The sequence below is a fragment of the Cellulomonas sp. KH9 genome (genome assembly GCF_900114185.1).
Lineage (GTDB): Bacteria > Actinomycetota > Actinomycetes > Actinomycetales > Cellulomonadaceae > Cellulomonas.
Genome location: NZ_FOSE01000004.1, coordinates 329,021 through 354,336, shown reverse-complemented (window position 1 = coordinate 354,336; position 25,316 = coordinate 329,021). Strand labels below are relative to the sequence as shown.

General features: G+C 73.7%; 23 protein-coding genes. 11 read left to right on the top strand and 12 right to left on the bottom strand.

What is annotated here, in order from left to right:
* Window positions 1-215 precede the first annotated feature (215 nt).
* The 3 genes from BMZ16_RS14580 (at window position 216) to BMZ16_RS14570 (ending at window position 2,767) form a co-directional block, all read left to right on the top strand.
* Window positions 216-773, top strand: coding sequence for a class I SAM-dependent methyltransferase (locus tag BMZ16_RS14580; protein WP_143082852.1), 558 nt, complete (start codon window positions 216-218; stop codon window positions 771-773).
* Window positions 774-784: 11 nt separating this feature from the next.
* Entirely contained in the window at window positions 785-1,357 is a 573-nt protein-coding gene (locus BMZ16_RS14575) for an HhH-GPD-type base excision DNA repair protein (protein WP_089802146.1), read from the top strand.
* A 108-nt stretch (window positions 1,358-1,465) separates the two neighbouring features.
* On the top strand, window positions 1,466-2,767 hold the full coding sequence (locus BMZ16_RS14570; protein ID WP_089801708.1) for a DUF418 domain-containing protein: 1,302 nt from the start codon (window positions 1,466-1,468) through the stop codon (window positions 2,765-2,767).
* 43 nt (window positions 2,768-2,810) lie between these two features.
* On the opposite strand, the gene BMZ16_RS14565 is transcribed toward BMZ16_RS14570, so the two are convergent.
* The 5 genes from BMZ16_RS14565 to BMZ16_RS14545 form a co-directional block, all read right to left on the bottom strand.
* Complete coding sequence (locus BMZ16_RS14565) at window positions 2,811-3,260, bottom strand: hypothetical protein (RefSeq protein WP_255366699.1); 450 nt, start codon at window positions 3,258-3,260, stop codon at window positions 2,811-2,813.
* Entirely contained in the window at window positions 3,257-4,684 is a 1,428-nt protein-coding gene (locus BMZ16_RS14560; protein ID WP_255366698.1) for an MFS transporter, read from the bottom strand. The genes BMZ16_RS14565 and BMZ16_RS14560 overlap by 4 nt, the downstream gene beginning before the upstream one ends.
* Window positions 4,681-5,475 carry a coenzyme F420-0:L-glutamate ligase gene (locus tag BMZ16_RS14555; protein ID WP_089801706.1) on the bottom strand — a complete coding sequence of 265 codons (795 nt, stop codon included), beginning with the start codon at window positions 5,473-5,475 and terminating at the stop codon, window positions 4,681-4,683. Before BMZ16_RS14555 ends, BMZ16_RS14560 begins: the two co-directional genes overlap by 4 nt.
* The gene (locus tag BMZ16_RS14550) at window positions 5,472-6,443 is read right to left on the bottom strand and encodes a TIGR03557 family F420-dependent LLM class oxidoreductase (protein ID WP_089802142.1); all 972 of its coding nucleotides are present in this window, start codon (window positions 6,441-6,443) and stop codon (window positions 5,472-5,474) included. Before BMZ16_RS14550 ends, BMZ16_RS14555 begins: the two co-directional genes overlap by 4 nt.
* 130 nt (window positions 6,444-6,573) lie before the next feature.
* Window positions 6,574-7,203 carry a nucleoside/nucleotide kinase family protein gene (locus BMZ16_RS14545; protein ID WP_255366697.1) on the bottom strand — a complete coding sequence of 210 codons (630 nt, stop codon included), beginning with the start codon at window positions 7,201-7,203 and terminating at the stop codon, window positions 6,574-6,576.
* Window positions 7,204-7,290: 87 nt separating this feature from the next.
* Here BMZ16_RS14545 and BMZ16_RS14540 point away from each other — a divergent pair, with 87 nt between their 5' ends.
* A complete protein-coding gene (locus tag BMZ16_RS14540; protein WP_089801704.1) occupies window positions 7,291-8,961 on the top strand; it encodes a PQQ-dependent sugar dehydrogenase in 1,671 nt (556 codons plus the stop codon).
* Between the two features lie 27 nt (window positions 8,962-8,988).
* Here the strand turns inward: BMZ16_RS14540 and BMZ16_RS14535 are convergent, their stop codons facing one another.
* Window positions 8,989-9,927, bottom strand: coding sequence for an EamA family transporter (locus BMZ16_RS14535; RefSeq protein WP_255366696.1), 939 nt, complete (start codon window positions 9,925-9,927; stop codon window positions 8,989-8,991).
* Window positions 9,928-10,256: 329 nt separating this feature from the next.
* Here BMZ16_RS14535 and BMZ16_RS14530 point away from each other — a divergent pair, with 329 nt between their 5' ends.
* From BMZ16_RS14530 to BMZ16_RS14500, 7 genes are all read left to right on the top strand, one after another.
* Window positions 10,257-10,895 (top strand): DUF3105 domain-containing protein, encoded by a 639-nt coding sequence (locus BMZ16_RS14530; RefSeq protein ID WP_089801700.1) that lies wholly within the window; start codon window positions 10,257-10,259, stop codon window positions 10,893-10,895.
* Window positions 10,892-11,611, top strand: a complete 720-nt coding sequence (locus tag BMZ16_RS14525; RefSeq protein ID WP_089801698.1) for a DUF305 domain-containing protein — start codon at window positions 10,892-10,894, stop codon at window positions 11,609-11,611. The genes BMZ16_RS14530 and BMZ16_RS14525 overlap by 4 nt, the downstream gene beginning before the upstream one ends.
* Before the next feature lie 78 nt (window positions 11,612-11,689).
* Window positions 11,690-14,350, top strand: coding sequence for a valine--tRNA ligase (gene valS, locus BMZ16_RS14520; protein ID WP_089801696.1), 2,661 nt, complete (start codon window positions 11,690-11,692; stop codon window positions 14,348-14,350).
* Window positions 14,351-14,510: 160 nt separating this feature from the next.
* Window positions 14,511-15,296, top strand: coding sequence for an ABC transporter substrate-binding protein (locus tag BMZ16_RS14515; protein ID WP_089801694.1), 786 nt, complete (start codon window positions 14,511-14,513; stop codon window positions 15,294-15,296).
* A gap of 62 nt (window positions 15,297-15,358) precedes the next feature.
* Window positions 15,359-16,198, top strand: a complete 840-nt coding sequence (locus BMZ16_RS14510; protein ID WP_255366695.1) for an amino acid ABC transporter permease — start codon at window positions 15,359-15,361, stop codon at window positions 16,196-16,198.
* Window positions 16,195-16,971 (top strand): amino acid ABC transporter ATP-binding protein, encoded by a 777-nt coding sequence (locus BMZ16_RS14505; protein WP_089801692.1) that lies wholly within the window; start codon window positions 16,195-16,197, stop codon window positions 16,969-16,971. The genes BMZ16_RS14510 and BMZ16_RS14505 overlap by 4 nt, the downstream gene beginning before the upstream one ends.
* Before the next feature lie 56 nt (window positions 16,972-17,027).
* A complete protein-coding gene (locus tag BMZ16_RS14500; protein ID WP_089801690.1) occupies window positions 17,028-18,842 on the top strand; it encodes an AMP-dependent synthetase/ligase in 1,815 nt (604 codons plus the stop codon).
* A gap of 13 nt (window positions 18,843-18,855) precedes the next feature.
* On the opposite strand, the gene BMZ16_RS14495 is transcribed toward BMZ16_RS14500, so the two are convergent.
* The 6 genes from BMZ16_RS14495 to tig all read right to left on the bottom strand — a co-directional run bounded on the left by BMZ16_RS14495 (window position 18,856) and on the right by tig (window position 25,067).
* Complete coding sequence (locus tag BMZ16_RS14495; RefSeq protein ID WP_089801688.1) at window positions 18,856-20,052, bottom strand: baeRF2 domain-containing protein; 1,197 nt, start codon at window positions 20,050-20,052, stop codon at window positions 18,856-18,858.
* A gap of 148 nt (window positions 20,053-20,200) precedes the next feature.
* A complete protein-coding gene (locus BMZ16_RS14490) occupies window positions 20,201-20,518 on the bottom strand; it encodes a chorismate mutase (RefSeq protein ID WP_089801686.1) in 318 nt (105 codons plus the stop codon).
* Window positions 20,515-21,792, bottom strand: coding sequence for an ATP-dependent Clp protease ATP-binding subunit ClpX (gene clpX, locus BMZ16_RS14485; protein WP_089801683.1), 1,278 nt, complete (start codon window positions 21,790-21,792; stop codon window positions 20,515-20,517). Before clpX ends, BMZ16_RS14490 begins: the two co-directional genes overlap by 4 nt.
* Before the next feature lie 251 nt (window positions 21,793-22,043).
* Window positions 22,044-22,739: an ATP-dependent Clp protease proteolytic subunit gene (locus BMZ16_RS14480; RefSeq protein ID WP_089801681.1), complete on the bottom strand. Its 696-nt coding sequence runs from the start codon at window positions 22,737-22,739 to the stop codon at window positions 22,044-22,046.
* 40 nt (window positions 22,740-22,779) lie between these two features.
* Window positions 22,780-23,412: an ATP-dependent Clp protease proteolytic subunit gene (locus BMZ16_RS14475; protein WP_089801679.1), complete on the bottom strand. Its 633-nt coding sequence runs from the start codon at window positions 23,410-23,412 to the stop codon at window positions 22,780-22,782.
* A 248-nt stretch (window positions 23,413-23,660) separates the two neighbouring features.
* Entirely contained in the window at window positions 23,661-25,067 is a 1,407-nt protein-coding gene (gene tig, locus BMZ16_RS14470) for a trigger factor (protein WP_089801677.1), read from the bottom strand.
* Window positions 25,068-25,316: the final 249 nt, after the last annotated feature.

The following is a 25,316-nucleotide window of genomic DNA, read 5'->3' as shown; positions in this document are numbered from 1 at the left end:
GGCCGCGACCCCCGCGCACAGCAGCAGGACCTGGGCCGTCGACGTGCGCGCATCCGGCCGGGGCCGTCGTGCCGGCAGGGGCGGCCCGGGCGGGTGGTCCGGACGGACGGTCCGCAGGGGCGGTCCGGGCGGGTGACCCCGACCTGGCGCGCCCGGCCCGTGTGCGCCACGATGACGCCGCAGGCCGCACGCGGGCGCACGGGACGGGGGCGACGGTGACCGGTGACGACGGGTCGACGGCCGACCTCGTCGCGTGGGACCGCTCGGCGCCGGTGTACGCGGCGACGGTGGGCGGTGCCGACGACTCCTTCCGGCGACGGTTCGCACCGTTCCTGGACCGCTGGCTGCCCGGCCCGTTCGACGTCGTCCTGTGCCACATGGTCCTCATGGACGTGCCGACCCTCGACCGGCTGCTGGCCGACGTCGCGGTGCGGCTGTCCGAGGAGGGCGTGCTCGTCGCGAGCATCCTGCACCCTGCCTTCTTCGGGCAGCAGCCCGCGCAGGACCACGAGCGGCACCGCCGCGTCACGGGGTACCTGGGGCACGAGGAGCGGTGGGTCGAGACCTTCGGCGGGCACCGCCACTACCACCGCCCGCTGTCCTGGTACGTCGGGCGGCTGCGTGACGCCGGGCTCGCGGTGGTCGACCTCGACGAGCCGCCGTCCCTGCCGGCCCGGGACGTGCCGGAGAGCGCCTGGACGGAGCACGAGCGCTGGTTCGCCTCGATCCCGACGATGCTGTCGTTCGCGGCCCTGCGCGTGCGGGCCGGGTGACAATGGTGCCCATGACCGACCTGTGGATGACGGGCGACGCCGAGGCCGACCGCCTGCTCGACTCCGACCCGTTCGCCCTGCTGGTGGGGATGCTCCTGGACCAGCAGGTGGCGATGGAGACCGCTTTCGCCGGGCCCGCGAAGATCGCGGACCGCATGGGCGGGTGGGACGTGCACCGCATCGCCGACGCGGACCCCGACGCGTTCGTCGCGCTGTGCTCGACCCCACCCGCGGTGCACCGGTACCCCGGGTCCATGGCGGGCCGCATCCAGGCCGTCGCGCGCGCGGTCGTCGACGAGTACGACGGTGACGTCACGCGCCTGTGGACGCAGGGCGACCCCGACGGGAGGACCGTGCTGCGCCGGCTCAAGGCGCTGCCGGGGTTCGGGGACCAGAAGGCGCGGATCTTCCTCGCCCTGCTCGGCAAGCAGCGCGGCGTGCAGCCCGCGGGCTGGCGCGAGGCCGCCGGCGCGTACGGCGACGACGAGTTCCGGTCGATCGCGGACGTGCGCGACGCCGCGTCGCTCGGCAAGGTCCGCGAGACCAAGCGCGCGGCCAAGGCCGCCGCGAAGGCCGCCCGCTGACGCGGACGCGGTGAGCCGGCGGCCACCCGCCGCATCCACCCCGGGACCGACACAGGACCGGCCGCACGGCCGACGCGGACGCCGGCCCGCACCCGCGACGATGTCGCCATGACGACGCCGCCCCCGCCGCCGCTGCTCCCGACCGCACCACCGGCGCCGACGTCACCCGTCCCGCACGCGCCCCCGGTCGACGCGCACCGGGTCGCACCGCCGCGCGTGGGGCCGGTGCCGACGGCGCAGCGGGCCGTCGCGCCCGACCTCGCACGCGGGCTGGCCCTGCTGGGCATCGCGATCGCGAACTCGGTGGTGCACCTGTCGACCGGTGCCATCGGTCTGGGCTTCCGGCCCGTCGACGGTTCGGCGCTCGACCGGGCGGTCGACGGCGTCGTGTCGCTGCTCGTCGACCACCGGACGATGCCGATGTTCGCGCTGCTGTACGGGTACGGCATCGGGGTCGTCGTCCGACGACGCGCGGCCGCCGGGGTCCCGTGGGCGGCCTGCCGCACCGACCTGCTGCGCCGCGCCACCGTCCTGCTCGCCGTCGGGGCCGCGCACGTGGTGCTGCTGTTCGAGGGCGACATCCTCGGCGCGTACGGCCTGGCAGGGCTGCTCGCGGTCGCGCTCGTGCGCGTGCCGGACCGTGCGCTCCTGGTCACCGCGGCGCTCGTCCTGCCCCTCACCGGCCTGCTCAACGGCCTGCTGGGGAGCGTCCTGGTGCTCGACCCGTCGCTCGGGTCGGCGGACGCGCTCGCGTCGACCAGCACCGGCAGCCCGCTGGTCGCGCTCGGGATGCGGCTCCTCGGTGGCCTCGCCGCCGCCCCGGTCGGGGCGTTCATGGCGCTGCCCCTCGTCCTGGCCGGCCTGTGGGCGGCGCGACGCGAGCTGCTGGAACGTCCCGCGGACCACGTCCGCCTGCTGCGCCGCACCGCGGTCGTCGGCCTGACCGTGAGCGTGCTCGGCGGCGCGCCGTTCGCGACCGCGGTCGCGCGCCTGCGGGAACCGTCGGTGCTCGACGCCTTCGGGTCCGGCACCCTGCACCTCGTGACGGGCGCCGCGGGTGGTGTCGCGTTCGCGGCGCTCGTGGGCTGGGTCGTCGTCGCCCGGGGCACCACGCCCGCCACGCTCGGGCCCGTCGGCCGCGCGCTGCGTGCCGTGGGCGCGCGCTCGTTGACGTGCTACCTGCTGCAGTCGGTGCTGTTCGTGCTGCCGCTGGCGCCGTGGGCCGGCGGTCTGGGTGCGGGCCTCGGGACCTCGCAGGTGGTGGCGTGGGCCGTCGGCGTGTGGCTGGTGACGGTCGTCGTCGCCGTGCGGCTCGAGGCGGCGGGGCGCCGCGGACCTGCCGAGTCCCTGTACCGACGCCTGGTCTACGGGCGCCCGACGGTCGGCTCGGCGCCCGCGCCCGCGGCCTGAGCCGCTCCCGGGCGGTCCCGGCACCGGTCCGCAGCCCTCGTCCTCAGCCTCCGTCGCCCGGCCCGTCGTCGGACGACCCCGCGAGCGTGGCGTCCAGCCGGTGCCACCACCCCGGTCCCGTCACGGGCACGTCGTCGAGGCGCGCCCGCAGTCCGCGGTCGGCGGTCACCACGAGCACGTGGGGTCCCGCGGCCCGCGCGCGGGCGACGACCTCGGTGTCGCCGTCGTGCGGGGCGTGGTGCACCACGAGGCCCGGGACCCCGGGGTCGACGGCGGCGCGCGCCTGCCCCTCGAGCACGACGTCGACCCGGGCGAGACGCACGGGCGCACCGGTGGGGTCGGTGACCGTGGCCCCGACCGCACGCGCCAGCCGGTCCAGCAGACGCGTGGCCGCGCCGGCGCGATCGCGCCACCAGCCGTCGGGACGCGAGCCCACGACGTTGGCGGCGTCGACCACGAGCACGACGTCCGGGACGTCCCCCGGCCCGCTCACACCGGCTCCCCCGCGGGCGTGCTCCGCGACGTCCGCACCAGGTCCAGGACACCCACGGCCAGCGAGAGGCCGAGCAGCGCGAGCGTGGCGCGCAGCCCGTGCGCGACCCCCGCCGCGCCGTCACCGTCCGCGACGCCCGCGAAGTACAGGCTGCCGACCACCGCGATGCCCGTCGCCGCGCCGAGGCGCTGCCCCGTCTGCAGCACGCCCCCGGCGGCACCGGCCTGCGGCACGGGCACGCGCGAGAGCGTGACCGTCTGGTTGGGGGCGATGACGAGCCCCGAGCCGACCCCGGCGACCAGCAGCGGCAGCGCGGTCCACAGGCCGACGTCCGCACCGGCGGAGCGCAGCCCGACGACCACGTCGGTGGCGGCGACACCGACCAGCACGACCACCAGGCCGGCGACGACCACGCGTCGCCCACCGCGACCGACCCACCGCCCGCCGGCCACCGAGCTGACGGCCGAGCCGAGCGCGAAGGGCGTGATCGCGACGCCCGCCTGCAGGGGCGTGTACCCGGCGCCGTCCTGGAAGAACAGCGCGAGGACGAAGAAGATCGCGGTGAAGCCGGAGAAGTAGAGCAGCCCGAGCAGCGCACCGGCGCTGAACCCGGGCCTGCGGAACAGGGACGGCTGCACCATCGGCACGTCGCCGCGGGCCGTCACCCGCTGCTCCCACCCGACGAACCCCGCGAGCGCGACGACACCCGCACCGGCGACCACCAGGCTCAGCGCGCCCCACGAGCGCGACACCGTGGGCCACAGGACGCCCACGACACCCAGACCCAGGAGCAGCGCACCGACCAGGTCGAGGTCGGCGACCCGCTCGCGCCGCGCGGGCGGGTCGAGGTAGCGCAGCGCCAGCACCACGGCCAGCACCGCGACGGGCAGGTTGACGAGGAAGACCCACCGCCAGCCGTGCTCGGGGCCCGCGACCGCGAGGATCAGGCCGCCGAGCAGCGGCCCGACGGCCGTCGAGATGCCGACGGTCGTGCCGAACCGCCCGAACGCGATGCCGCGCTCCGGTCCCCGGAAGAGCTGCTGGATGAGCCCCGAGACCTGCGGACCCACGATGCCGCTGCCGACGCCCTGCACGAGCCGCGCGACCACCAGCCAGGTGCCGTCCTGGGCGGTGCCCGCCAGCAGGCTCCCGACCGCGAACACGACCACGCCCGCGATGAACACGGTGCGTCGTCCCAGCGCGTCACCGACCCGGCCCGCGGCGACCAGCACCAGCCCGATCGTCAGCGCGTACCCGGACACGACCCACTGCAGCACGGCGTCGGACGCGTCCAGCGCCTCCTTCACCGACGGCAGGGCGACGTTGACGATGCTCACGTCGAGGAGCGTCATGAAGCCCGCGGCGAGGCAGACCGTCAGGGCCTTCCAGCGCCGGGGGTCCGGCCGGTACGTGTCGTCCGTCACCGCTCCGGCCGCTCGAGCGCGTCCTTCCACCCCTGCGCGTACGCCTCCGCGGAGCCCTGGTGGAACATGTCGTCCGGCCCCGTGCGCACCAGCACGCGCGCACCCGGACCGTCGTCGGCGGTGACGACCTGCCCCACGCCGCGCACCACCGCGACCGGCCGGCCCGACGCCTTGCCCTTGACGAGCTCGGCGGCGCTCGCGATCTCGTCCGCGACCGCCGCGACCGTCATGGTCAGCGGTCGTCCGAACGTGTCGAGCTGCCCGCGCAGGTCGTCCAGCACGTCGACGCCGGCCGCACCGATGGCGAGGTCGGTGACGCCCTGCCGCCAGGGCCGTCCCGCCGTGTCGGTGACGAGCACCCCGAGGCGCACGCCGAACGCGGCGACCAGCCCCGCGCGCAGCGCCCGGGCCGACGCGTCGGGGTCGACGGGCAGCAGCAGCACCGTGCCCTCGGGTGTGTTCGAGGCGTCGACGCCCGCCGCGGCCATCACCAGGCCGAGCCGGTTCTCGACGATCCGGGTGACGCCCCCGGCGTGCTCGCGGGTCGCCACGACCCGCACGGTCTCGTCCGTGATGGCCTGCTCGCGGTCGTCGGCGGCGACCACGCGCCCCTCGGCCTTGGACACGACCTTGCTGGTGACGACCACGACGTCACCGTCGGCGAGCGCGTGCCCGGGCTCGTCGAGGGCGTCGGCGCGCAGCGCCGCCACGAGCAGCGCGACCAGGTCGTCGCCCGGGACGACCTCGGGGACGCCGTCGGGCGCCCAGACGCGCAGCTCGCCCGCGCTCACCGCGACAGCTTCGGCAGCACGTCGGAGGCGAAGACCTCGATCCACTCGCGCTGGTTGCGGCCGACGTTGTGCAGGTAGATGCGGTCGAACCCGAGGTCCACGTACTTCTGGATCTCGGCGCGGTGCACGTCGGGGTCGGCGGAGATCACCATGCGGCCGGTGAAGTCCTCGGGGCGCACCAGCTTGGCCATCTGCTCGAAGTCGAACGGGGAGCGGATGTCGGCCTTGGGGAACTTCATGCCGCCGTTGGGCCACTCGTGCATCGCGTTGGCGAGCGCCTCCTCGTCGGTCGGCGCCCACGACAGGTGCAGCTGCAGCACCTTCGGCATCGTGTCCGGGTCCTTGCCGGACTCGCGCGCACCCTCGGCGAACTTGCCGAACAGGCCGCTGATCTTCTCCAGCGGCGCCCCGACCGTGATGATCCCGTCCGCGTGCTTGCCGGTGCGCTTGGCGGTGACCGGGCCGGCGGTGGCGACGAGGATCTCGGGCGCCTCCTCGGGCATCGTCCACAGCCGCGTCGACTCGAGCTTGTAGAACGGCCCGGCGTGCTTGACGTCCTTGCCGGCGAGCGAGGCCGCGAACAGCTTCTTGATGATGTCGATCGCCTCGAACATCCGGTTGATGCGCTCGGGCGCCTCGGGCCAGTAGCCGGCCACGACGTGCTCGTTCAGCGCCTCGCCGGAGCCCAGGCCCAGCCAGTGCCGGCCCGGGTACATCGCGGCGAGCGTCGCCGAGGCCTGCGCGACCATCGCGGGGTGCCAGCGGAACGTCGGCGCCGTCACGCCGGGGCCCATGTCGCCGGTCGTGCGCTCGCCGACGGCGGTGAGCACGTTCCAGACGAACGACGACTGCCCCTGCGCGGGCACCCACGGCTGGAAGTGGTCGGCGGCCATCACGCCGGAGAACCCGTGCTGCTCGGCGTACGCGGACAGCTCCACCGCCTCCCGCGGGTGGAACTGCTCCAGCATCGCCGCGTACCCGATCGTCAGCCCTGCCACGTGGTGCGCCTCCTGGTGCTCGTCCCCTGTGCCGTCGAGCCTAGCCCGCACCCGGCGGTCCGCCGCGGGGTGCGGGACGAGGCCCGCGGCTCCGGCGGGGTCAGCGGACGACGAGCGCCGGGTGCCGCGGGTCGTCCACCCGCACGACCACGTCCGCGACGTCCTGCGGGGCGACCTCCTGCTCGTACCGCGCGAACGCGGGCAGCATCCAGGCGTCGTGCGGGCCCAGCCGTCGTGCCAGCGTCGCCGGGCGCACCGTGAGGTGCACGGTGAGCTCGACGTCGAACCACCTGCCCAGCAGCAGCTCACCGTCCACCACGAGCACGGCGTCCGGCGGCGCCTGCCGGCGCGCCGCGCGCGTGGCGCGGTCCCGCACCGCGTCCCACAGCGTGGGCAGGTAGGTGCCGTCGACGGCGAACGGGTCGAGCACCTCGCGCGCGAGCGCACCGGCGTCCAGCCGGTCCTCGAGGTACGCGTCCGGGTCCTGCCGGCCGTGCTCGTACCGCAGGGACGCCGGCCGCAGGAAGTCGTCGGCGTGCACGCGCACGACCGGGCGGCCCGCGCTCCGCAGCGCGTCGACGAGCGCGTCGGCCGGCTCCTGCGGACGCACCGGCGCGGCACCGTCGACCAGCACGCGGCACCGGCCGGGGACCGCGGTCACGAGGTCCGCCACGTGCCTGACCAGCGCGTCGGGCGTCGTCGGGCGCACCTGCGAGGGCACGGCGTTCACGTCCGAACCGTTTCGGTCGCGCGCGCCGGCCTGGCGGGACCCGTCCGGATCGGGCACATTCGTCCCAGCGTCGGCGATTGGATCCCCATGACTCGCACCCGTCCTGCCCTCGTCCTGGTCCTGGTGGCGGCGCTGGCCGTGACCCTCGCGCCCGCCGCGACGGCGGCCCCGGTGGCCCCGTCCGCGGTGGCCGCCGACACCACCGCGCCCACACCGCCGTCCGGCCTGCGGACCAGCGAGCTGAGCTGCACCGCCGTGCGGCTGACGTGGACCGCATCGAGCGACGACGTGGGCGTCGTGGCGTACGACGTCTACCACGACGGGCAGCACATGACGACCGTCGCAGGCACCGCCACGCAGGCGCTCCTCACCCTCGTGCCCGGCGTCACCTGGGGCCTGTACGTCAACGCCCGCGACGCCGCGGGCAACGTGTCGCAGGCGAGCACGACCCTCGAGCTGCGCGTGCCGGCCTGCCAGGTGGACACCACGGCACCGACCGCCCCGTCGGGCGTCGCCGTGCGGGCCACGGGCACCACGGTGACGGTCACCTGGCAGGCCGCGACGGACGCCGTCGGCGTCACGGCGTACGACATCCTGCGCAACGGCTCGGTGGTCGGCAGCACCTCCGGCTCGGTGCTCACGTTCGTCGACTCCGGCCTGCGCGAGCGCTACACCTACGCGTACCGGGTCCGGGCGCGCGACCAGGCGGGCAACCGCTCGCCCAACTCCGACGCCGTGCGCGTCACCACGGGCGGCACCTGCACGGAGGCGATCTGCTCCGTCACGCAGGCGACCACCGAGCGGGACCTGCCGTGGGGCCTCGTCGAGCTGCCGGACGGCTCGGTGCTCTACGGGCGGCGCGACACGTTCCAGGTGGTGCGGCTGGACCCCGCGACGGGTGCGACCCGCGTGGTCGGCACCGTGCCCGGGGTCGCGGGCACGGACGGTGAGGGCGGGCTGCTGGGCCTGGAGGTCGCCGACGACTTCGCGACGTCGCCCTGGCTGTACGTCATGCACACCACGACCACCGACAACCGCGTCGTGCGCATCCGCTACTCCGGCGGCGCCCTGAGCGGCACCCCGCAGGTGCTGGTCAGCGGGATCCCGCGCAACAAGTACCACAACGGCGGGCGGCTGCGGTTCGGGCCCGACGGCATGCTGTACGTCGCGACGGGCGACGGCCAGAACCCGCAGTGGGCGCAGGACACGTCGAACCTCGCGGGCAAGGTCCTGCGGATCGCTCCCGACGGATCGGTCCCCGCCGACAACCCCTTCGGCAACGCGGTGTGGAGCTACGGTCACCGCAACCCGCAGGGCCTGGCGTTCGACGCCCAGGGACGCCTGTGGCAGCAGGAGTTCGGCAACTCCCTGATGGACGAGACCAACGTGGTGGTCCGTGGCGGCAACTACGGGTGGCCGCAGTGCGAGGGCACCAGCGGCGACTGCTCCGGGCCCGGGCTCGTCGCGCCGCGCCTGACGCTGCCCGTGGCCTCCGCGTCGTGCAGCGGTCTGGCGGTGACGGGGAACTCGTTGTGGATCGCGTGCCTGCGCGGCACCCGCCTGTACCGCGCGACGATCACGGCGGACGGGCAGCTCACCGACGTGCGGACCCTGCTGTCGGGCACCTACGGCCGGCTGCGCACGGTCGAGCCGTCCGCCGACGGCTCGCTGTGGCTGACGACGAGCACGCGCGGTGACAAGGACTCCGTCGCGAACAACAGCAACGAGCGGATCCTGCGGGTCCGGCCCGGCGGATGACGCCCGCCGGGCGGCCGGACCCCCGGCTCAGCCGGCCCCGGACGCCGCCTGGACGTCGACGGCCGGCGGCGGGGCCGCGCCCCGCCGCACGTCGCGGTCGGCGCCGGTGCGCACCAGCGCGACACCCGCGACCACCAGCCCCGCACCGACCCCTTGCACGACCAGCGGCTGCTCGCCCAGCAGCAGCCAGGCCAGCAGGACGGCGAGCAGCACCTCCGACAACGCGAGGAACGAGGCGAGCCGCTCCCCCAGCAGCCGCACCGACACGGCCGACACGCCGTACGCGAACGCCGTGGGCACCGCGGCCACCACGAGCAGCGGGACCGCCCAGTGCACCTGCGTCCCGAGCACCTCGACGCGGACGTCGGGCGCCTCGACCGGGAGCACCCCGACGGCCGCCAGCAGCCCCACGACGGTCGCGCCGACGGCCATCGCCGCGCCCGCCAGGCTCACCGGCGGCAGCGTGACGGGCCGCGCGGTGAGGGCGAAGTACGCGGCGTTGCCGACCGCGGCCCCCGCGGCGAACAGCAGCCCGAGCGGGTCGAGCCGCAGGGTCCCGGTGAGGTCGAGCACGAGGACGAGGCCACCCATGGCGAGCCCGGCACCCGCGAGGGTCGCCGGGGCCGGCGCGCGCCGCGTGCGCACCCACGACCACAGCAGCAGGAGCAGCGGGCCGGTGTACTCGACCAGCAGCGCGACCGCGACGGGCAGCCGGTCGACCGCGAGGAAGTACAGCGTCGACGCCCCGGCGACGCCCAGCAGGCCGAGGCCGACGACGGTGGCCCAGTCGGTGCGCAGCGCGTCCCAGCGACCGCGCAGCGTCCACAGCGCCGGGCCGGCCAGCAGCAGCGCGCCCACCGTGAGCCGGACCACGATGGCGGCTCCAGGGCTCCAGCCCGCCGCCAGCAGCGGCTTGACCACGGGCCCGCTCGTCGCGAACGCGAGTGCGGCGACGAGCCCCGCCACGATCCCGATGCTGCGCGCGCCGGAGCCCTGCACCCTGTCTCCCGGTGGTCGGCCCGCCGGCGCGCAGCGCGGCCGTGACGGGACGAGGGACGGCGTCGGCGTCCCGGCACCGCCGGAGGCTCGGCCCCCAGGGACGTCGGCTCCTCGGGAGGTCACGCTAGCCCCGGCCGCCGACCCGGTCGAGAGCGTGGCGAGAGCGGGGGTGCGGCAGGCGCGCCGCACATCCCCCCACCACCTTGGTTGACGGTTCAACTTCGCGTAGCCTGACCGACCACCCGACCATCCACCGGCCACAGCCCCGAGCGGCCCACCGAGACGGAGAACCCCGCATGAGCACGTCCTCCCAGCGCGAGGAGCGGGCCGCACGGCTCGCGCAGATCCAGGCGGCGCAGCGCCGCTCGTCCCGTCGGCAGACCGCGATCGTCCTCGGCGTCATCGGCACGCTCGTCACCGGGCTGATCGCCGCCACCGCGGTCGTGCTGGTGGGCGAGTCCCGCCGGACCTCGCAGCTCGAGGCCCAGGCCGGGCAGGAGATCGAGGGCGTCGAGACCTTCGAGGGCCTGTCGTTCGACCACGTGACGACCGAGGTCGACTACCCGCAGACACCGCCGGTGGGCGGTGAGCACAACGCCGTGTGGCAGAACTGCGGCGTGTACGACGCCCCCGTGGTCGACGAGCACGCGGTGCACTCCCTCGAGCACGGCGCCGTCTGGATCACGCACTCCCCCGACCTGCCGGCCGACCAGGTCGCGGCGCTGCACGCGCTCGCCGACGGCCGCCCCTACGTGCTGGTCTCGCCGTACGACGGCCTGCCGTCGCCCGTGGTCGCGACCGCGTGGGGCGTGCAGCTCCAGCTCGACGACGCCGAGGACGAGCGGCTGCCCGTCTTCGTCCGCAAGTACCTGCTGAACCCCGAGCTGCCCGAGGCCGGTGCGCTCTGCAGCAACGGTGTGGGGTCGCCCGCGTGACGGACGCCTCCTCGCCGACACCTGCGCCGGCGGACCGCACCCGGTCCGCGCTGGGGCAGGCGTTCGTCGGGCTGTCGGGGACCGGCCGCGCCGTCGTGGCGCTGCTCGTCCTGCTGGCGCTGGTGGTCGGCACGGCCGTCGGGGCGACGCTCGTCGCGCGCCCCGACGCCGCGACCCCGTCCGACGGCTCGGTCGAGGCGGGGTTCGCCCGCGACATGCAGGCGCACCACGCGCAGGCCGTCGAGCTGGCGGTCCTGGTCAGGGACCGGTCGGACGACGAGACGCTGCGCGCGATCGCGCTCGACATCCTCACCATCCAGCAGCAGCAGATCGGGCAGATGGCGGCCTGGCTGCGGTTGTGGGGCCTGCCGGCCGCGTCCCCCGACGGGCCGATGGCCTGGATGGGCGGGGAGACGGGGCACGCGCACGCGGCCGACGCCGACGGTGCGGGCGGGCTGTCCACGATGCCGGGGTGGGTGCAGGCGGCCGACATGGCGGCGCTGCGCGACGCCGACGGCACCGCCGCCGAGCGCCTGTTCCTGTCGCTGATGATCGACCACCACGTCGGCGGCGTGGAGATGGCCCGGTACGCCGCCGAGCACGCCCGGCACCCCGAGGTGACGCGCCTCGCACAGGGCATCGTCGACTCCCAGAGCCGTGAGCAGGTCGTGCTGCAGGACCTCCTGGACGCCCGCGGCGGGCCCCTCACCGGCTGACGCACCGCGCCGACGCGGGCCCCACGCGGCGTCGGCGGCGTGCACGGCCGGGTGCCTCGATCTGGGAGGATGGGTGGCATGAGCGACCTGACCCCCAGCCCCGAGACCCCGACGAGCGCACGCGCCGCCCGCCAGGTACCGGACAAGGTCACGGTGGACGGCCTCGAGGAGCGCTGGGCGCGCACGTGGGCGGACGACGGCACGTACACGTTCGACCGGACCGCCGAGCGCGAGCAGGTGTACTCGATCGACACCCCGCCGCCGACCGTGTCGGGGTCGTTGCACGTCGGCCACGTCTTCTCGTACACGCACACCGACGTGGTGGCGCGGTTCCAGCGCATGCGCGGCCGCGCGGTCATGTACCCCATGGGCTGGGACGACAACGGCCTGCCCACCGAGCGTCGCGTGCAGAACTACTACGGCGTGCGCTGCGACCCGTCGCTGCCCTACGTCGAGGGCTTCGTCCCGCCGCACGAGGGCACGGACGGCAAGGCCGTGAAGCCGGCCGACCAGGTGCCGGTCTCGCGCCGCAACTTCATCGAGCTGTGCGAGCGGCTGTCGGCCGAGGACGAGCTGCAGTTCGAGGCGCTGTGGCGCCGGCTGGGCCTGTCGGTCGACTGGTCGATGACCTACCAGACCATCGGTGCGACGGCCCGTGCCGTGTCCCAGCGCGCGTTCCTGCGCAACCTGCAGCGCGGCGAGGCGTACCAGGCCGAGGCCCCGGGCCTGTGGGACGTGACGTTCCAGACGGCCGTCGCCCAGGCCGAGCTCGAGGCGCGCGACTACCCCGGTGCGTTCCACAAGGTCGCGTTCCACCGCCCCGACGGTGAGCCGGTCGTCATCGAGACCACGCGTCCCGAGCTGCTGCCGGCCTGCGTCGCCCTCATCGCGCACCCCGACGACGAGCGGTACCAGCACCTGTTCGGCACCACGGTGACCAGCCCGCTGTTCGGCGTCGAGGTGCCCGTGCTGGCGCACCCGGCGGCCGAGCCGGACAAGGGCGCAGGCATCGCCATGTGCTGCACCTTCGGTGACCTCACCGACGTGCAGTGGTGGCGCGAGCTGCGGCTGCCGACGCGCTCGGTCGTGGGCCGCGACGGCCGCATCCTGCGCGACACCCCGGAGTGGCTGACGTCCGACACGGGCCGCACGCTCTACGGCGAGCTGGCCGGCAAGACGACGTTCAGCGCGCGGGAGGCCGTCGTGGCGGGCCTGCGGGAGTCCGGCGACCTGCTCGGCGAGCCCGTGGCGACGCAGCGCAAGGCGAACTTCTACGAGAAGGGCGACAAGCCCCTCGAGATCGTCACGAGCCGTCAGTGGTACATCCGCAACGGCGGGCGGGACGAGGACCTGCGCGAGCAGCTGCTCGCGCGCGGCCGCGAGCTCGAGTTCCACCCGGACTTCATGCGCGTGCGCTACGAGAACTGGGTGGGTGGCCTCAACGGCGACTGGCTCGTGTCGCGCCAGCGGTTCTTCGGCGTCCCGATCCCCGTGTGGTTCCCGCTCGACGAGCAGGGCGAGCCGCGGTACGACTCGCCGATCGTGCCCGACGAGGCGTCGCTGCCCGTCGACCCGTCGAGCGACGTCCCGCCCGGCTACACCGCCGACCAGCGCGGCGTGCCCGGCGGCTTCGTCGGGGACCCCGACATCATGGACACCTGGGCGACGAGCTCGCTCACCCCGCAGATCGCGTGCGGGTGGCTCGACGACCCCGACCTGTTCGCGCGCACGTTCCCCATGGACCTGCGCCCGCAGGGGCAGGACATCATCCGCACCTGGCTGTTCTCCACGGTCGTGCGGGCGCACCTGGAGTCCGGTTCGCTGCCGTGGAAGCACGCGGCGATCAGCGGCTGGATCCTCGACCCGGACCGCAAGAAGATGAGCAAGTCCAAGGGCAACGTCGTCACGCCGATGGGCCTGCTCGAGGAGCACGGCTCCGACGCGGTGCGGTACTGGGCGGCCAGCGCCCGTCTGGGCACCGACGCGGCCTTCGAGGTCGGCCAGATGAAGATCGGCCGCCGCCTGGCCATCAAGGTCCTCAACGCGAGCAAGTTCGTGCTGTCCTTCGGGCCGGCCGACGAGCCCGTGTCGCTTGACCCCGCGCTGGTCACGCAGCCGCTCGACCGGGCGATGCTCGCCGGGCTGGCCGAGGTCGTCGACCAGGCGACCGCCGCCCTGGAGGCGTACGACCACACGCGCGCCCTGGAGCTCACGGAGACGTTCTTCTGGACGTTCTGCGACGACTACCTCGAGCTGGTGAAGGACCGCGCGTACGGTGCGGGCGCGTCGGCGGCCGAGGTGACGCCCGGCACGGCGTCCGCGCGTGCCGCCCTGGGCCTCGCGCTCGACACGCTGCTGCGCCTGTTCGCCCCGGTGCTCCCCTACGCGACCGAGGAGGTCTGGTCGTGGTGGCGCGAGGGCACGGTGCACCGCGCGCCGTGGCCGACCAGCGATGCGCTGCGCGCCGCCGCCGCTGACGCCGCGCCCGGCCTCGTGGCCGGTGCGGGCGCCGCGCTCGCCGCGCTGCGCAAGGTGAAGTCCGAGGCGAAGGTCTCCATGCGCACCCCCGTCGAGCACGCGGTCCTCGAGGTGCCGGACGCCCTGCGCGCCGGTGTCGAGGCCGCCCTCGAGGACGTGCGCAACGCGGGCCGGGCGACCGGCACGCTGGAGCTCGTCACCGGCACCGGCGAGACCGTGGTGGCGCGTGACGCGCTGCTCGGCGAGGCGGTCGCCCGCTGAGGCACCTGCTCGTGCGCCCGCCGACGCCCTCGGGGCGGCGGCGGGCGCTGCCGTGCCGGCACCCGGCCCGGGGACGGAGGTCCCTGGCGTCGCCGTGCCGGATAGGAATGATGTGAGGCGTATAGTTATGCGCGCACTGATCCGTTCGGAAGGACCCCCCATGCGCCACCACCTGCCCGCCGCTGCGCTCGCGACCGCGGCCCTGCTCGTCCTGAGCGCCTGCTCGGGCTCCGACGACGCCGCACCGGCCGACGGCGAGCTCGCACTCGTCACGCCGGGCACGCTCACCGTGTGCACCAACCCGCCCTTCGAGCCCTTCGAGTTCGAGGACGAGAACGGTGAGATCGTCGGCCTCGACATCGACATCACGCGCGAGGTGGCCGAGGACCTCGGTCTGGACCTCGAGGTCCTCGTCACGCCGTTCGACACCCTGGAGTCCGGGGCCTCGCTCAACACCGGCGCCTGCGACATCAGCGCGTCCGGCCTGACGATCACCGACGAGCGCGCCGCGAAGTTCGACTTCTCGCAGCCGTACTTCGACGCCGACCAGGGCCTGCTCGTGACCGAGGGCTCGGGCATCGAGGACGTCGAGTCCCTCGCCGGCAAGAAGATCGCCGTGCAGATGGCGACCACGGGCGAGACCTGGGTCGAGGAGCAGGGCCTGACCCCGGTGCAGTTCGAGGACCTCGGGCTGCAGATCCAGGCGCTGAAGACCGGTCAGGTCGACGCCGTCGTCAACGACATCGCCGTGCTCGGGGCGTTCGTCTCCGACGGCCTCGAGGTCACCAGCACCTTCCCGACCGGCGAGCAGTACGGGCTCGGCGTGAAGAAGGGGAACACCGCCCTCCTCGAGGCCGTCGACGCGACGCTCGAGCGGATCCACGAGGACGGCACCTACGACGCCATCTACACCGAGCGCATCGGCACCGCGCCCCTCGCCGACTGACGCCCCACGTGGTGCGGGGCCGGCCCACGCCGGCCCCGCACCGCCACGACCCGGGAGTGCGCATGACCACCGCCCCGCAGACCCTGCAGATGCCACCCGGCCGCCGCCGGACGAGCCCGCGCACCCGCGCCCGGATCACCCGGGTCGTCCAGTACGTGGTGCTCGCCGCCGCGGTCCTCGCCGTCGTCACGCTGACGGACTGGTCGAACGTCACCACCCAGCTGTTCGACCCCGCCGTCGCGGCCGAGCTCGCGAGCCGCATGCCGATGGGCCTGTGGAACACCGTGAAGTACACCCTCGGCGCGTTCGCCGTGGGCCTGCCGCTCGGTGCCCTGCTCGCGTTCATGAAGCTGTCGTCCGTCCCCGCGTACCGGTGGATCGCGACCGCCTACATCGAGTTCTTCCGCGGCATCCCCGCGCTGCTCGTCGTGCTGTCGGTCGGCTTCGCCGTGCCGATCGCGTTCGGCGTCAACATCCCCTCGATGCTCGCCAAGGCGTCCATCGCGCTCGGCGTCGTGTCGTCCGCGTACATCGCCGAGACGCTGCGTGCAGGCATCCAGGCGGTCCCCCGGGGCCAGATCGAGGCGGCGCGGTCGTTGGGCATGTCCCACGGGCGCACCCTCGTCCAGGTCGTGATGCCGCAGGCGTTCCGCATCGTGCTGCCGCCGCTGACCAACGAGATCATCCTGCTGACCAAGGACACCTCGCTGGTGTTCCTGCTCGGCATGCAGGTCGCGGAGTACGAGCTCACCAAGATCGGCCGCGACGCGCTGAGCACCGCGCAGGGCGGCCTGACCGCGCTGTTCGTCGCCGGCGCCTGCTACCTCATCATCACCCTGCCGCTGGGCCAGCTGACACGCTGGCTGGAGCGGCGCACGGCAGCGAAGGGACGCGGCAAGTGAGCGACAGCCCCAGCGACGGCACGGTCGTCTCCGTCAAGGACCTGCACAAGTCGTTCGGCGAGCGCGAGGTCCTGCGCGGCATCGACCTCGAGGTCGCCGCGGGCGAGGTGGTCTGCGTCATCGGCCCGTCCGGTTCCGGCAAGTCCACGCTCCTGCGCTGCGTGAACCTGCTCGAGCAGCCGAGCTCCGGGCGGATCGACGTGCTCGGCGTCGAGGTCACCGACCCCGACGTCGACATCGACCGCGTCCGCACCCACGTCGGCATGGTCTTCCAGCAGTTCAACCTGTTCGGGCACAAGTCGGTGCTCGAGAACTGCACCATGGCCCAGCGCGGCGTGCTGCGCCGGTCCAAGGGCGAGGCCGAGCGCGTCGCCCTGGCGAACCTCGAGCGCGTCGGTCTGGCCGACCGCGCCCACGCCGTGCCCGGGCAGCTGTCCGGCGGCCAGCAGCAGCGCGTGGCGATCGCGAGGGCGCTGTCGATGGACCCCCAGCTCATGCTGTTCGACGAGCCCACGTCCGCGCTCGACCCCGAGCTCGTCGGCGACGTCCTCGGCGTCATGCGCGACCTCGCCGACGCCGGCATGACCATGATCGTCGTCACGCACGAGATGGCCTTCGCCCGCGAGGTCGGCGACCGCGTCGTGTTCATGGACGACGGCCTCGTCGTCGAGTCCGGCCCGGCCGACCAGGTCATCGGCGCGCCCCGCGAGGAGCGCACCCAGGCCTTCCTCCAGCGTGTGCTCGATCCCACGCACCAGCACCCCCAGGGCTGACGCGCACGCGCACTAGTGTCGTGATGACGTCCGTCCGCCTCCAGGAGCCTTCCCCCATGCCCGAGTACACCTCCCCCACTCTCGTCGAGCCCGACCCGAGCGCCTCCCTCTGCACGCTGCTCGCCGGCCGGCTGGAGCGCGACCCGCAGGGGGTGCTCGCGGAGCGGCAGACCGGCCTCGGGGGGACGTGGCAGCCCGTGACGGTGGCGGCGTTCGTCGCCGAGGTCCGCGCGATCGCGAAGGGCCTGGTCGCCGTCGGCGTGCAGCCCGGTGACCGCGTCGCGATCATGTGCCGCACGCGCTACGAGTGGACGCAGCTCGACTTCGCGATCTGGACGGCGGGTGCGGTCGGGGTCCCGATCTACGAGACGTCGTCGGCCGAGCAGGTGCGGTGGATCGCCTCGGACTCCGGGGTGCGCCTCGCGGTCGTCGAGACCCCCGCGCACGCGGCCGCCGTCGCGCAGGTCCGTGACGACCTGCCGGGGCTGAGCGAGGTGCTCGTCATCGACGAGGGCGCGATCGACACGCTCGTCACGCGGGGCATGGACGTGTCCGACAACGAGATCGACCGCCGCAGCGTGCTCGCCCGGGGGTCCGACCTGGCGACGATCATCTACACCTCCGGCACCACGGGCAGGCCCAAGGGCGTCGAGCTGACGCACGGCAACTTCGTCGAGCTGGCCCGCAACGGCGCAGTCGGCCTGGGCGAGGTCGTGTCCAAGCCCACGTCGCGCACGCTGCTGTTCATGCCGCTCGCGCACGTCTTCGCGCGGTTCATCGAGGTGCTGTGCGTCGAGTCGGGCGCGGTCATGGGCCACACCCCGGACACCCGCAACCTGCTGCCCGACCTGGCCTCCTTCAAGCCCAGCTACCTGCTCGCGGTGCCGCGCGTGTTCGAGAAGGTCTACAACTCCTCGGAGCAGAAGGCCGGCCACGGCGCCTCGCTGCGCATCTTCCGCTGGGCCGCCAAGGTCGCCATCGCCTACTCCCGCGCGCTGGACACCCCGTCCGGGCCGAGCGCGGCCCTGCGCGCCCAGCACCGCGCGGCCGACGCGCTCGTGCACCGCAAGCTGCGGGCCGCGCTCGGCGGCAACGTCGAGTACGCCGTGTCCGGCGGTGCTCCGCTCGGCGAGCGGCTCGGGCACTTCTACCGCGGCATCGGCGTGCACGTGCTCGAGGGCTACGGGCTGACCGAGACCACCGCCCCGGCCACGGTGAACCGGCCCGGGCTGACGAAGATCGGCACCGTCGGCCCACCGATGCCCGCCACGTCCCTCAAGGTCGACGACGACGGCCAGATCTGGATCTCCGGGCCGCACATCTTCCGCGGCTACCGGCACATGCCCGAGGAGACCGCCGAGGCCCTGGTCGACGGGTGGTTCAAGACCGGCGACATCGGCACCCTCGACGAGGACGGGTACCTGCGCATCACCGGGCGCAGCAAGGAGATCATCGTCACCGCGGGCGGCAAGAACGTCGCGCCGGCGCTCCTCGAGGACCGGCTGCGCGGCCACCCGCTGGTGAGCCAGGTCGTCGTGGTGGGCGACAAGCGTCCGTTCATCGGCGCGCTGGTGACCCTGGACGCGGAGATGCTGCCGGGGTGGCTGGCGATGCACGACCTGCCCCCGATGGACGTCCCGACGGCCGCGACGAACCCGAAGGTGCTGGAGGCGCTCGACCGCGCCGTCGCCCGCGCCAACGAGGCGGTCTCCCGGGCCGAGTCGATCCGCAAGATCTCGGTGCTCACGACCGACTTCACCGAGGCGAACGGCTTCCTGACGCCGTCGCTCAAGGTGAAGCGGGCGGCCGTGCTGCAGAGCTTCGCCCCGCAGATCGAGCGGCTCTACGTGGACACGCGCGCCGGGCACTGACCAGCGGGAGGGGTCACGCCCCCGAGCGCAGCCGGCGGGTGTCCGCCGACTGCGTCGGCACCGACTCGCTGGGCGTCGAGCCGTCGGCCCAGCGCAGCACCGCGCCGACGCCGTCGACGAGCTCGACGTCACCGTCCTCGACCAGCGTGATGCCGGCGTCCTGCCCGACCACGGCGCGCACCAGCGCGACCTGGGCGGGCAGCTCGCGGCACTCCCCGTCGACGACTCCGATGTCCGTGAGGTCTGCCCGGGTCACGGCCACCTGCAGAGGGTCCGGGCCGATCCACACCTGACGCTCGGCGAGCGCGCCGTCGAGGACGTCGAGCTCGACCACCAGCTCGTCGACCTGGCCGCGGCGCAGCACCTCGACGACGTCGTCCAGCCCCGTCACGGCACCACCGCCCCGGCCACGTGCCTCGCGGTACCGGTCGACCTGCTCCGCGCGGCGTCGTGCCCGCAGCCCGTCGACGGCCTGCGCGACGCGCGCCGCGAACGCCTCCTGGTGGATGCCGTCGCCACGGCCCCCACCCGGGACCTCGACGGCCAGGCGGCGGGCGTGCTGGTCGAGGGAGTCGCGCACGAGCGGCACCGTCCGGACGTCCCCCGTGAGGACCACCAGCCCGGGCTCCCGCTCCGCCACCCGGCGGTTCACCGCCGTGGCGACCGTCTCGGCGTTGCGGTGCCACGAGTCCTCGGCGCGCGTCTGCCCCCGTCGCTCGATGCCGCTCTCGCGCACCTTGTGGACCTCGTCGTGCCCCCCGTCGACGGTCTCGGCCTCCTGCCCGCGCGCCGTCGGCTCGTCCGCGTCGACCCACCGCAGGTCGGCCCCGGTCCTGTCGACCGCGACCAGCAGCAGCACCACCGCCTCCTCGGTCGCACGGACCGCCGGCGCGAGGGCGGGCACCGGGCCGTAGACACCGCGGGACGCCGTCGGGGCGGTCCGCAGCACCCGGTCGACCACGACCTCCTCGGCGTCCGCCACCAGGACCCGCCCGTGGGCGTGCCGCCTGCCGTCGGGCTGCGCGACACGCGCGCCGATGGCGTCGAGGAGCGGCGCCGGGGCGCCGTCCCGCTCGAGGTCCCGACGCACCGAGCGCCACCGGTCCATCGGACCGGACTCCCCCGCCACCTCGGCGGGCGACGCGTCGAGGTGCACGGTGACGAACGGGCCCGGACGGCCGAGCAGCGGCTTGAGCCAGTGCAGGTGCATGGATTCGGACTCCTCCTGCGTGGGCACGTCCCCGGCGACGTCACCGCACGACCGGTGGGACCACCGGGGCTGACCCCTCTACCATCGGTCACGCTCCCGGCGCACGCCAACGGTCACCGGGTGGCGACAGGAGCCGGACGGACGTCCGTCAGGGGCGCTGCGCGTGCCCCTGCGCGATGGCCTCGTGGTGGTGGATCACCTCGGCCACGATGAACGCGAGGAACTTCTCCGCGAACACGGGGTCCAGCTCCGCCTCCTGGGCGAGCCGGCGCAGCCGGCCCACCTGCTGGGCCTCACGGGCCGGGTCCGACGCCGGGAGCCCCAGCTCGGCCTTGAGGACCCCCACGCGCTGCGTCGCCTTGAAGCGCTCCGCCAGGATGTGCACGAGCGCGGCGTCGATGTTGTCGATGCTGCCGCGCAGCCGCGCCAGCTCCGACGGGACCGCGGGTGCTCCGGGTGTGCTCACGCGCTCTTCTCACGCGGTGCGCGCTTGTCCCGCGACGCCTCGCGCGGGACCAGCGTGGGGTTGACGTTGTCCAGGACGACGTCGCGCGTGATGACCACGCGGGCCACGTCGTCACGGGACGGGACCTCGAACATCACCTGCTGCAGGACCTCCTCGAGGATGGCGCGCAGCCCGCGCGCACCCGTCCCCCGCAGCAGCGCCTGCTCGGCGATCGCCTCGACCGCCGCCGTGTCGAACTCCAGCTCGACGCCGTCGATCTGGAACATGCGCTGGTACTGCTTGACGAGCGCGTTGCGCGGCTCGGTGAGGATGCGCACGAGCGCGACCCGGTCGAGCGGGGAGACGGTGGTGATGATCGGGACACGGCCGATGAACTCGGGGATGAGCCCGAACTTCAGCAGGTCCTCCGGCATGACCTCGCCGTAGACGTCGAGGTCGTCGGCCGAGTGGATGGGTGACCCGAAACCGATGCCGCGTCGCCCTGCGCGCGAGGTGATGATCTCGTCGAGCCCGGCGAAGGCGCCGGCGACGATGAACAGCACGTTGGTGGTGTCGATCTGGATGAACTCCTGGTGCGGGTGCTTGCGCCCGCCCTGCGGCGGCACCGACGCGGTGGTGCCCTCGAGGATCTTCAGGAGCGCCTGCTGCACACCCTCGCCCGAGACGTCGCGCGTGATCGACGGGTTCTCGCTCTTGCGCGCGATCTTGTCGATCTCGTCGATGTAGATGATGCCCGTCTCGGCCTTCTTGACGTCGTAGTCGGCGGCCTGGATGAGCTTGAGCAGGATGTTCTCGACGTCCTCGCCCACGTAGCCCGCCTCGGTGAGGGCCGTGGCGTCCGCGATCGCGAACGGGACGTTGAGCATCTTGGCGAGCGTCTGCGCGAGGTACGTCTTGCCGCAGCCGGTGGGGCCGATCAGCAGGATGTTCGACTTGGAGATCTCGACCTGCTCCTCGCCGGCGGTGCGGGCGCCCTCACCGGCCTGGATGCGCTTGTAGTGGTTGTACACCGCGACCGCGAGCGACCGCTTCGCGGGCTCCTGACCGACGATGTACTGCTCGAGGAAGTCGAAGATCTCCTTCGGCTTGGGCAGCTCGACCATGCCGACCTCGGTGGCCTCGGCGAGCTCCTCCTCGATGATCTCGTTGCACAGGTCGATGCACTCGTCGCAGATGTAGACACCCGGCCCCGCGATGAGCTTCTTCACCTGCTTCTGGGACTTGCCGCAGAACGAGCACTTGAGAAGGTCCGCACCGTCCCCGATACGCGCCATGTGCGTCCCCTTCCCTCGTGTCGCCCTCCGCCGTGCCGGCGGTGCGCCGTCGTCGTGACCTCGCGGTCCGCGAGTCACGTTCCCCCATTGCACACCACCGACGGCCCCGTGTCAGCCGAACCCGACGGGTGCGTCGCGGCGTGTCGGAGACGACACGCCGTCCGATGCGTCCCGATTCGCGCAGATGGCCCAACGATGGCCCATCGTTTGCCGCGGTCCCGCCCGGCGGGCGGGACCGCGGCACCCGGACGTCAGCTGGGCTGCACCACCGTGGGGTGCACACCCTTGCGGCTCTCGAGCACCTGGTCGACGATCCCGTACTCCTTGGCCTGCGCCGCAGTGAGGATCTTGTCGCGCTCGATGTCGACGCGCACCTGCTCGATCGACCGGCCCGTGTGCTGGGCGATCGCCGCCTCGAGCCACTCGCGGATGCGGATGAGCTCGTTGGCCTGGATCTCGATGTCGGACGCCTGCGCGTAGCCGCCGCCCTCCATCGCGGGCTGGTGGATCAGCACGCGGGCGTTGGGCAGCGCCAGGCGCTTGCCGGGCGACCCGGCGGCCAGCAGCACGGCCGCGGCGGAGGCCGCCTGACCGAGGCAGACCGTCTGGATGTGCGGCTTGATGTACTGCATCGTGTCGTAGATCGCCGTCAGCGCCGTGAACGAGCCGCCGGGCGAGTTGATGTACAGCGTGATGTCGCGGTCGGGGTCCGTGGACTCCAGCACGAGCAGCTGCGCCATCACGTCGTCCGCAGACGCGTCGTCCACCTGCACGCCGAGGAAGATGATGCGGTCCTCGAACAGCTTGGTGTACGGGTCCTGACGCTTGAAGCCGTAGGCGGTGCGCTCCTCGAACTGCGGCAGCACGTACCGGCCCGTCGGGGACGCGGGCGCCACGCCGCCGGCCAACCGGCCGGCACGGGCGATGAACTGGGACTCCATGCTCACGAAGGTTCTCCTCGCTGGTTCTCTGCGCGTCGCCGGGCCGTCAGGCCGGGGTGCCGGGGTCGGTGCCCCCGCCGCCGGTCACGGAGTGGCTCTGCGTCACCACGTGGTCGATGAAGCCGTACTCGAGCGCCTCGGGGGCGGTGAACCAGCGGTCACGGTCCGAGTCGGCGTTGATCTGCTCGACGCTCTTGCCCGTCTGCTCGGCGATCAGCTCGGCCAGCACCTTCTTCATGTGCAGGATGAGCTGGGCGTTGATGCGCACGTCGGTGGCGGTGCCACCGATGCCGCCGGACGGCTGGTGCATCATCACGCGGGCGTGGGGCGTCGCGTACCGCTTGCCCTTGGCACCGGACGACAGCAGGAACTGCCCCATCGACGCCGCCATGCCCATCGCGATCGTGGCGACGTCGGGCTTGATGTACTGCATGGTGTCGTAGATCGCCATGCCGGCCGTGATCGACCCGCCCGGCGAGTTGATGTAGAGCCAGATGTCCTTGTCCGGGTCCTCGGCCGCCAGCAGCATCATCTGCGCGCAGATGGCGTTGGCGTTCTCGTCCCGGACCTCCGAGCCGAGCCAGATGATGCGCTCGCGGAGCAGTCGGTTGTAGATGTGGTCGTTGAGACCGAGACCCGGAGAATCTGCCCGGGCCACGGCCGGCACCTGCTCGTTCACGAAGGCTCCCTCGTCTGGCTGCGTCCTACCCTGCGCGCCGGTCCGCTCCCCCGCCGGGGGCGACGGTCGGCCACGCGTTGCAGCGACCCTAACGCCCGGGTGCGCCCGCCCACGTCCCGCCCCCGCACCGTTTCGCTGACGGCGCAGCCGCGGCGCGCGCCCGGCCCACGGCAGGACGACGACGGCCCCGCCGCCCCCGTGAGGGGCGCGGCGGGGCCGTCGTGACGTGCGGGGACCTGCCCGGTGGGTCAGGCCTTCTCGTCGGCGCTGTCCTCGCCGAACGCGACCGACGACACGTCGGTCGCGGGGTCGGCGGCGACGGCGGCCTCGGCGGCGGCGTCGGCCTGGTCGGCCGCCGCGTCCTCCTCGTCCGTGCCGATGAACTCGGACAGGTCGACGGCCGCACCGGAGCCGTCGACGACGGCGACGCGGCGCAGCGCCACGGCCAGCGCCTTGGAGCGTGCGACCTCGGCCACCATCGCGGGGATCTGGCCCTGCTGGTCCAGCGTCGTGATGAAGGTGTTGGGGTCCATGCCGTACTGGCGCGACGCGCTGACCAGGTAGTCGAGCAGCTCGCTCTGGCTCACCTTGATGTCGAGCTGCTCGGCCAGCGTGTCGAGCAGGATCTGGTTGCGCAGCGCGGTCTGGGCCTGCTCGGTGACCTCGGTGCGGTGCTCGTCGTCCTCCAGGCGGCCCTCGGACTCGAGGTGGCGGTGCACCTCGGCCTCGACGACGCCGGCCGGGACGGGGATCTCGACCTCGGCCGTCAGCTTCTCCACCAGCAGGTCGCGTGCCTGCACCGCCTGGTTCGACGCCTTGATGCGCGCGGCCTGCTCGCGCAGGTCGGCCTTGAGCTCGTCGATCGTGTCGAACTCGCTGGCGAGCTGGGCGAACTCGTCGTCGACCTCGGGCAGCTGGCGCTCCTTGACACCGGTCGCCGTGACGCTGACCAGGGCCTTCTCACCCTTGCGGTCACCACCGGCGAGCTCGGTCTCGAACGTCGTGGTCTCGCCGGACGACAGCCCGACGAGCGCCTCGTCCAGGCCCTCGAGCATGTTGCCCGAGCCGATCTGGTAGCTCGTGCCGGAGACCTGGTCGATCTGCTCGCCGTCGATCGTCGCCGTGAGGTCGATGACGACGAAGTCGCCCGACTCCGCCGGACGGTCGACACCGACGAGCGAGCCGAACCGCTCGCGCAGCGCGTCGAGACGCGCGGCGACGTCCTCGTCCGAGACCTCGACGTCGTCGACCGTGACGCTCAGGCCGTCGAGCTCGGGCAGCGTGATCTCGGGGCGCACCTCGACCTCGGCGGTGAAGTGCAGCTCGCCCTCCTCACCGGCGGCGGCGGGGACGAGGCCGGGGACCTGCGTGACCTCGACGGCGGGCTGACCCATGGGGCGCAGCTTGTTCTCACGGACGGCCTCGGCGTAGAAGCCGGACAGGCCCTCGTTGACGGCGTGCTCGATGACGGCAGGACGACCCACCCGCTGGTCGATGATGCGCGGCGGCACCTTGCCCTTGCGGAAGCCCGGCACGGTCACCTGCTCGGCGATGTGCTGGTACGCGTGGTCGATGCTCGGCTTGAGCTCGTCGTACGTCACCTCGACGGTCAGCTTGACCTTCGTCGGGTCCAGGGTCTCGACGGCGCTCTTCACTTCGATGATCTCCAACTGGTCATGGCCGGGCGCCGGCGGGTCCGACGTGGTGGCACGCTTCGATCTCACGCTCTGGGAGGCGCTGCACGCTGCGGCCCGGGCGACGTCGTGACCGCCCCGAGGACCAGCCCCGGGGTGGCGACGTGCGAGCACCCGACGGCGCGTACGCGCGACCCTCGATGCTACGCCACGGCAGGGACCGCCCGCCAAAGCGCGCGCCTCACGGGGCGGGCTGCACCGCGCGACGAC

What these genes read in the sequence shown, in the direction of transcription:
- BMZ16_RS14575 (WP_089802146.1), top strand. Translation starts at nt 785, where the DNA reads ATGACCGACCTGTGGATGACGGGCGACGCCGAGGCCGACCGCCTGCTC.
- BMZ16_RS14570 (WP_089801708.1), top strand. Translation starts at nt 1,466, where the DNA reads ATGACGACGCCGCCCCCGCCGCCGCTGCTCCCGACCGCACCACCGGCG.
- BMZ16_RS14550 (WP_089802142.1), bottom strand. Translation starts at nt 6,443, where the DNA reads ATGCTGGAGCAGTTCCACCCGCGGGAGGCGGTGGAGCTGTCCGCGTAC.
- BMZ16_RS14540 (WP_089801704.1), top strand. Translation starts at nt 7,291, where the DNA reads ATGACTCGCACCCGTCCTGCCCTCGTCCTGGTCCTGGTGGCGGCGCTG.
- BMZ16_RS14530 (WP_089801700.1), top strand. Translation starts at nt 10,257, where the DNA reads ATGAGCACGTCCTCCCAGCGCGAGGAGCGGGCCGCACGGCTCGCGCAG.
- valS (WP_089801696.1), top strand. Translation starts at nt 11,690, where the DNA reads ATGAGCGACCTGACCCCCAGCCCCGAGACCCCGACGAGCGCACGCGCC.
- BMZ16_RS14515 (WP_089801694.1), top strand. Translation starts at nt 14,511, where the DNA reads ATGCGCCACCACCTGCCCGCCGCTGCGCTCGCGACCGCGGCCCTGCTC.
- BMZ16_RS14510 (WP_255366695.1), top strand. Translation starts at nt 15,359, where the DNA reads ATGACCACCGCCCCGCAGACCCTGCAGATGCCACCCGGCCGCCGCCGG.
- BMZ16_RS14500 (WP_089801690.1), top strand. Translation starts at nt 17,028, where the DNA reads ATGCCCGAGTACACCTCCCCCACTCTCGTCGAGCCCGACCCGAGCGCC.
- BMZ16_RS14495 (WP_089801688.1), bottom strand. Translation starts at nt 20,052, where the DNA reads ATGCACCTGCACTGGCTCAAGCCGCTGCTCGGCCGTCCGGGCCCGTTC.
- clpX (WP_089801683.1), bottom strand. Translation starts at nt 21,792, where the DNA reads ATGGCGCGTATCGGGGACGGTGCGGACCTTCTCAAGTGCTCGTTCTGC.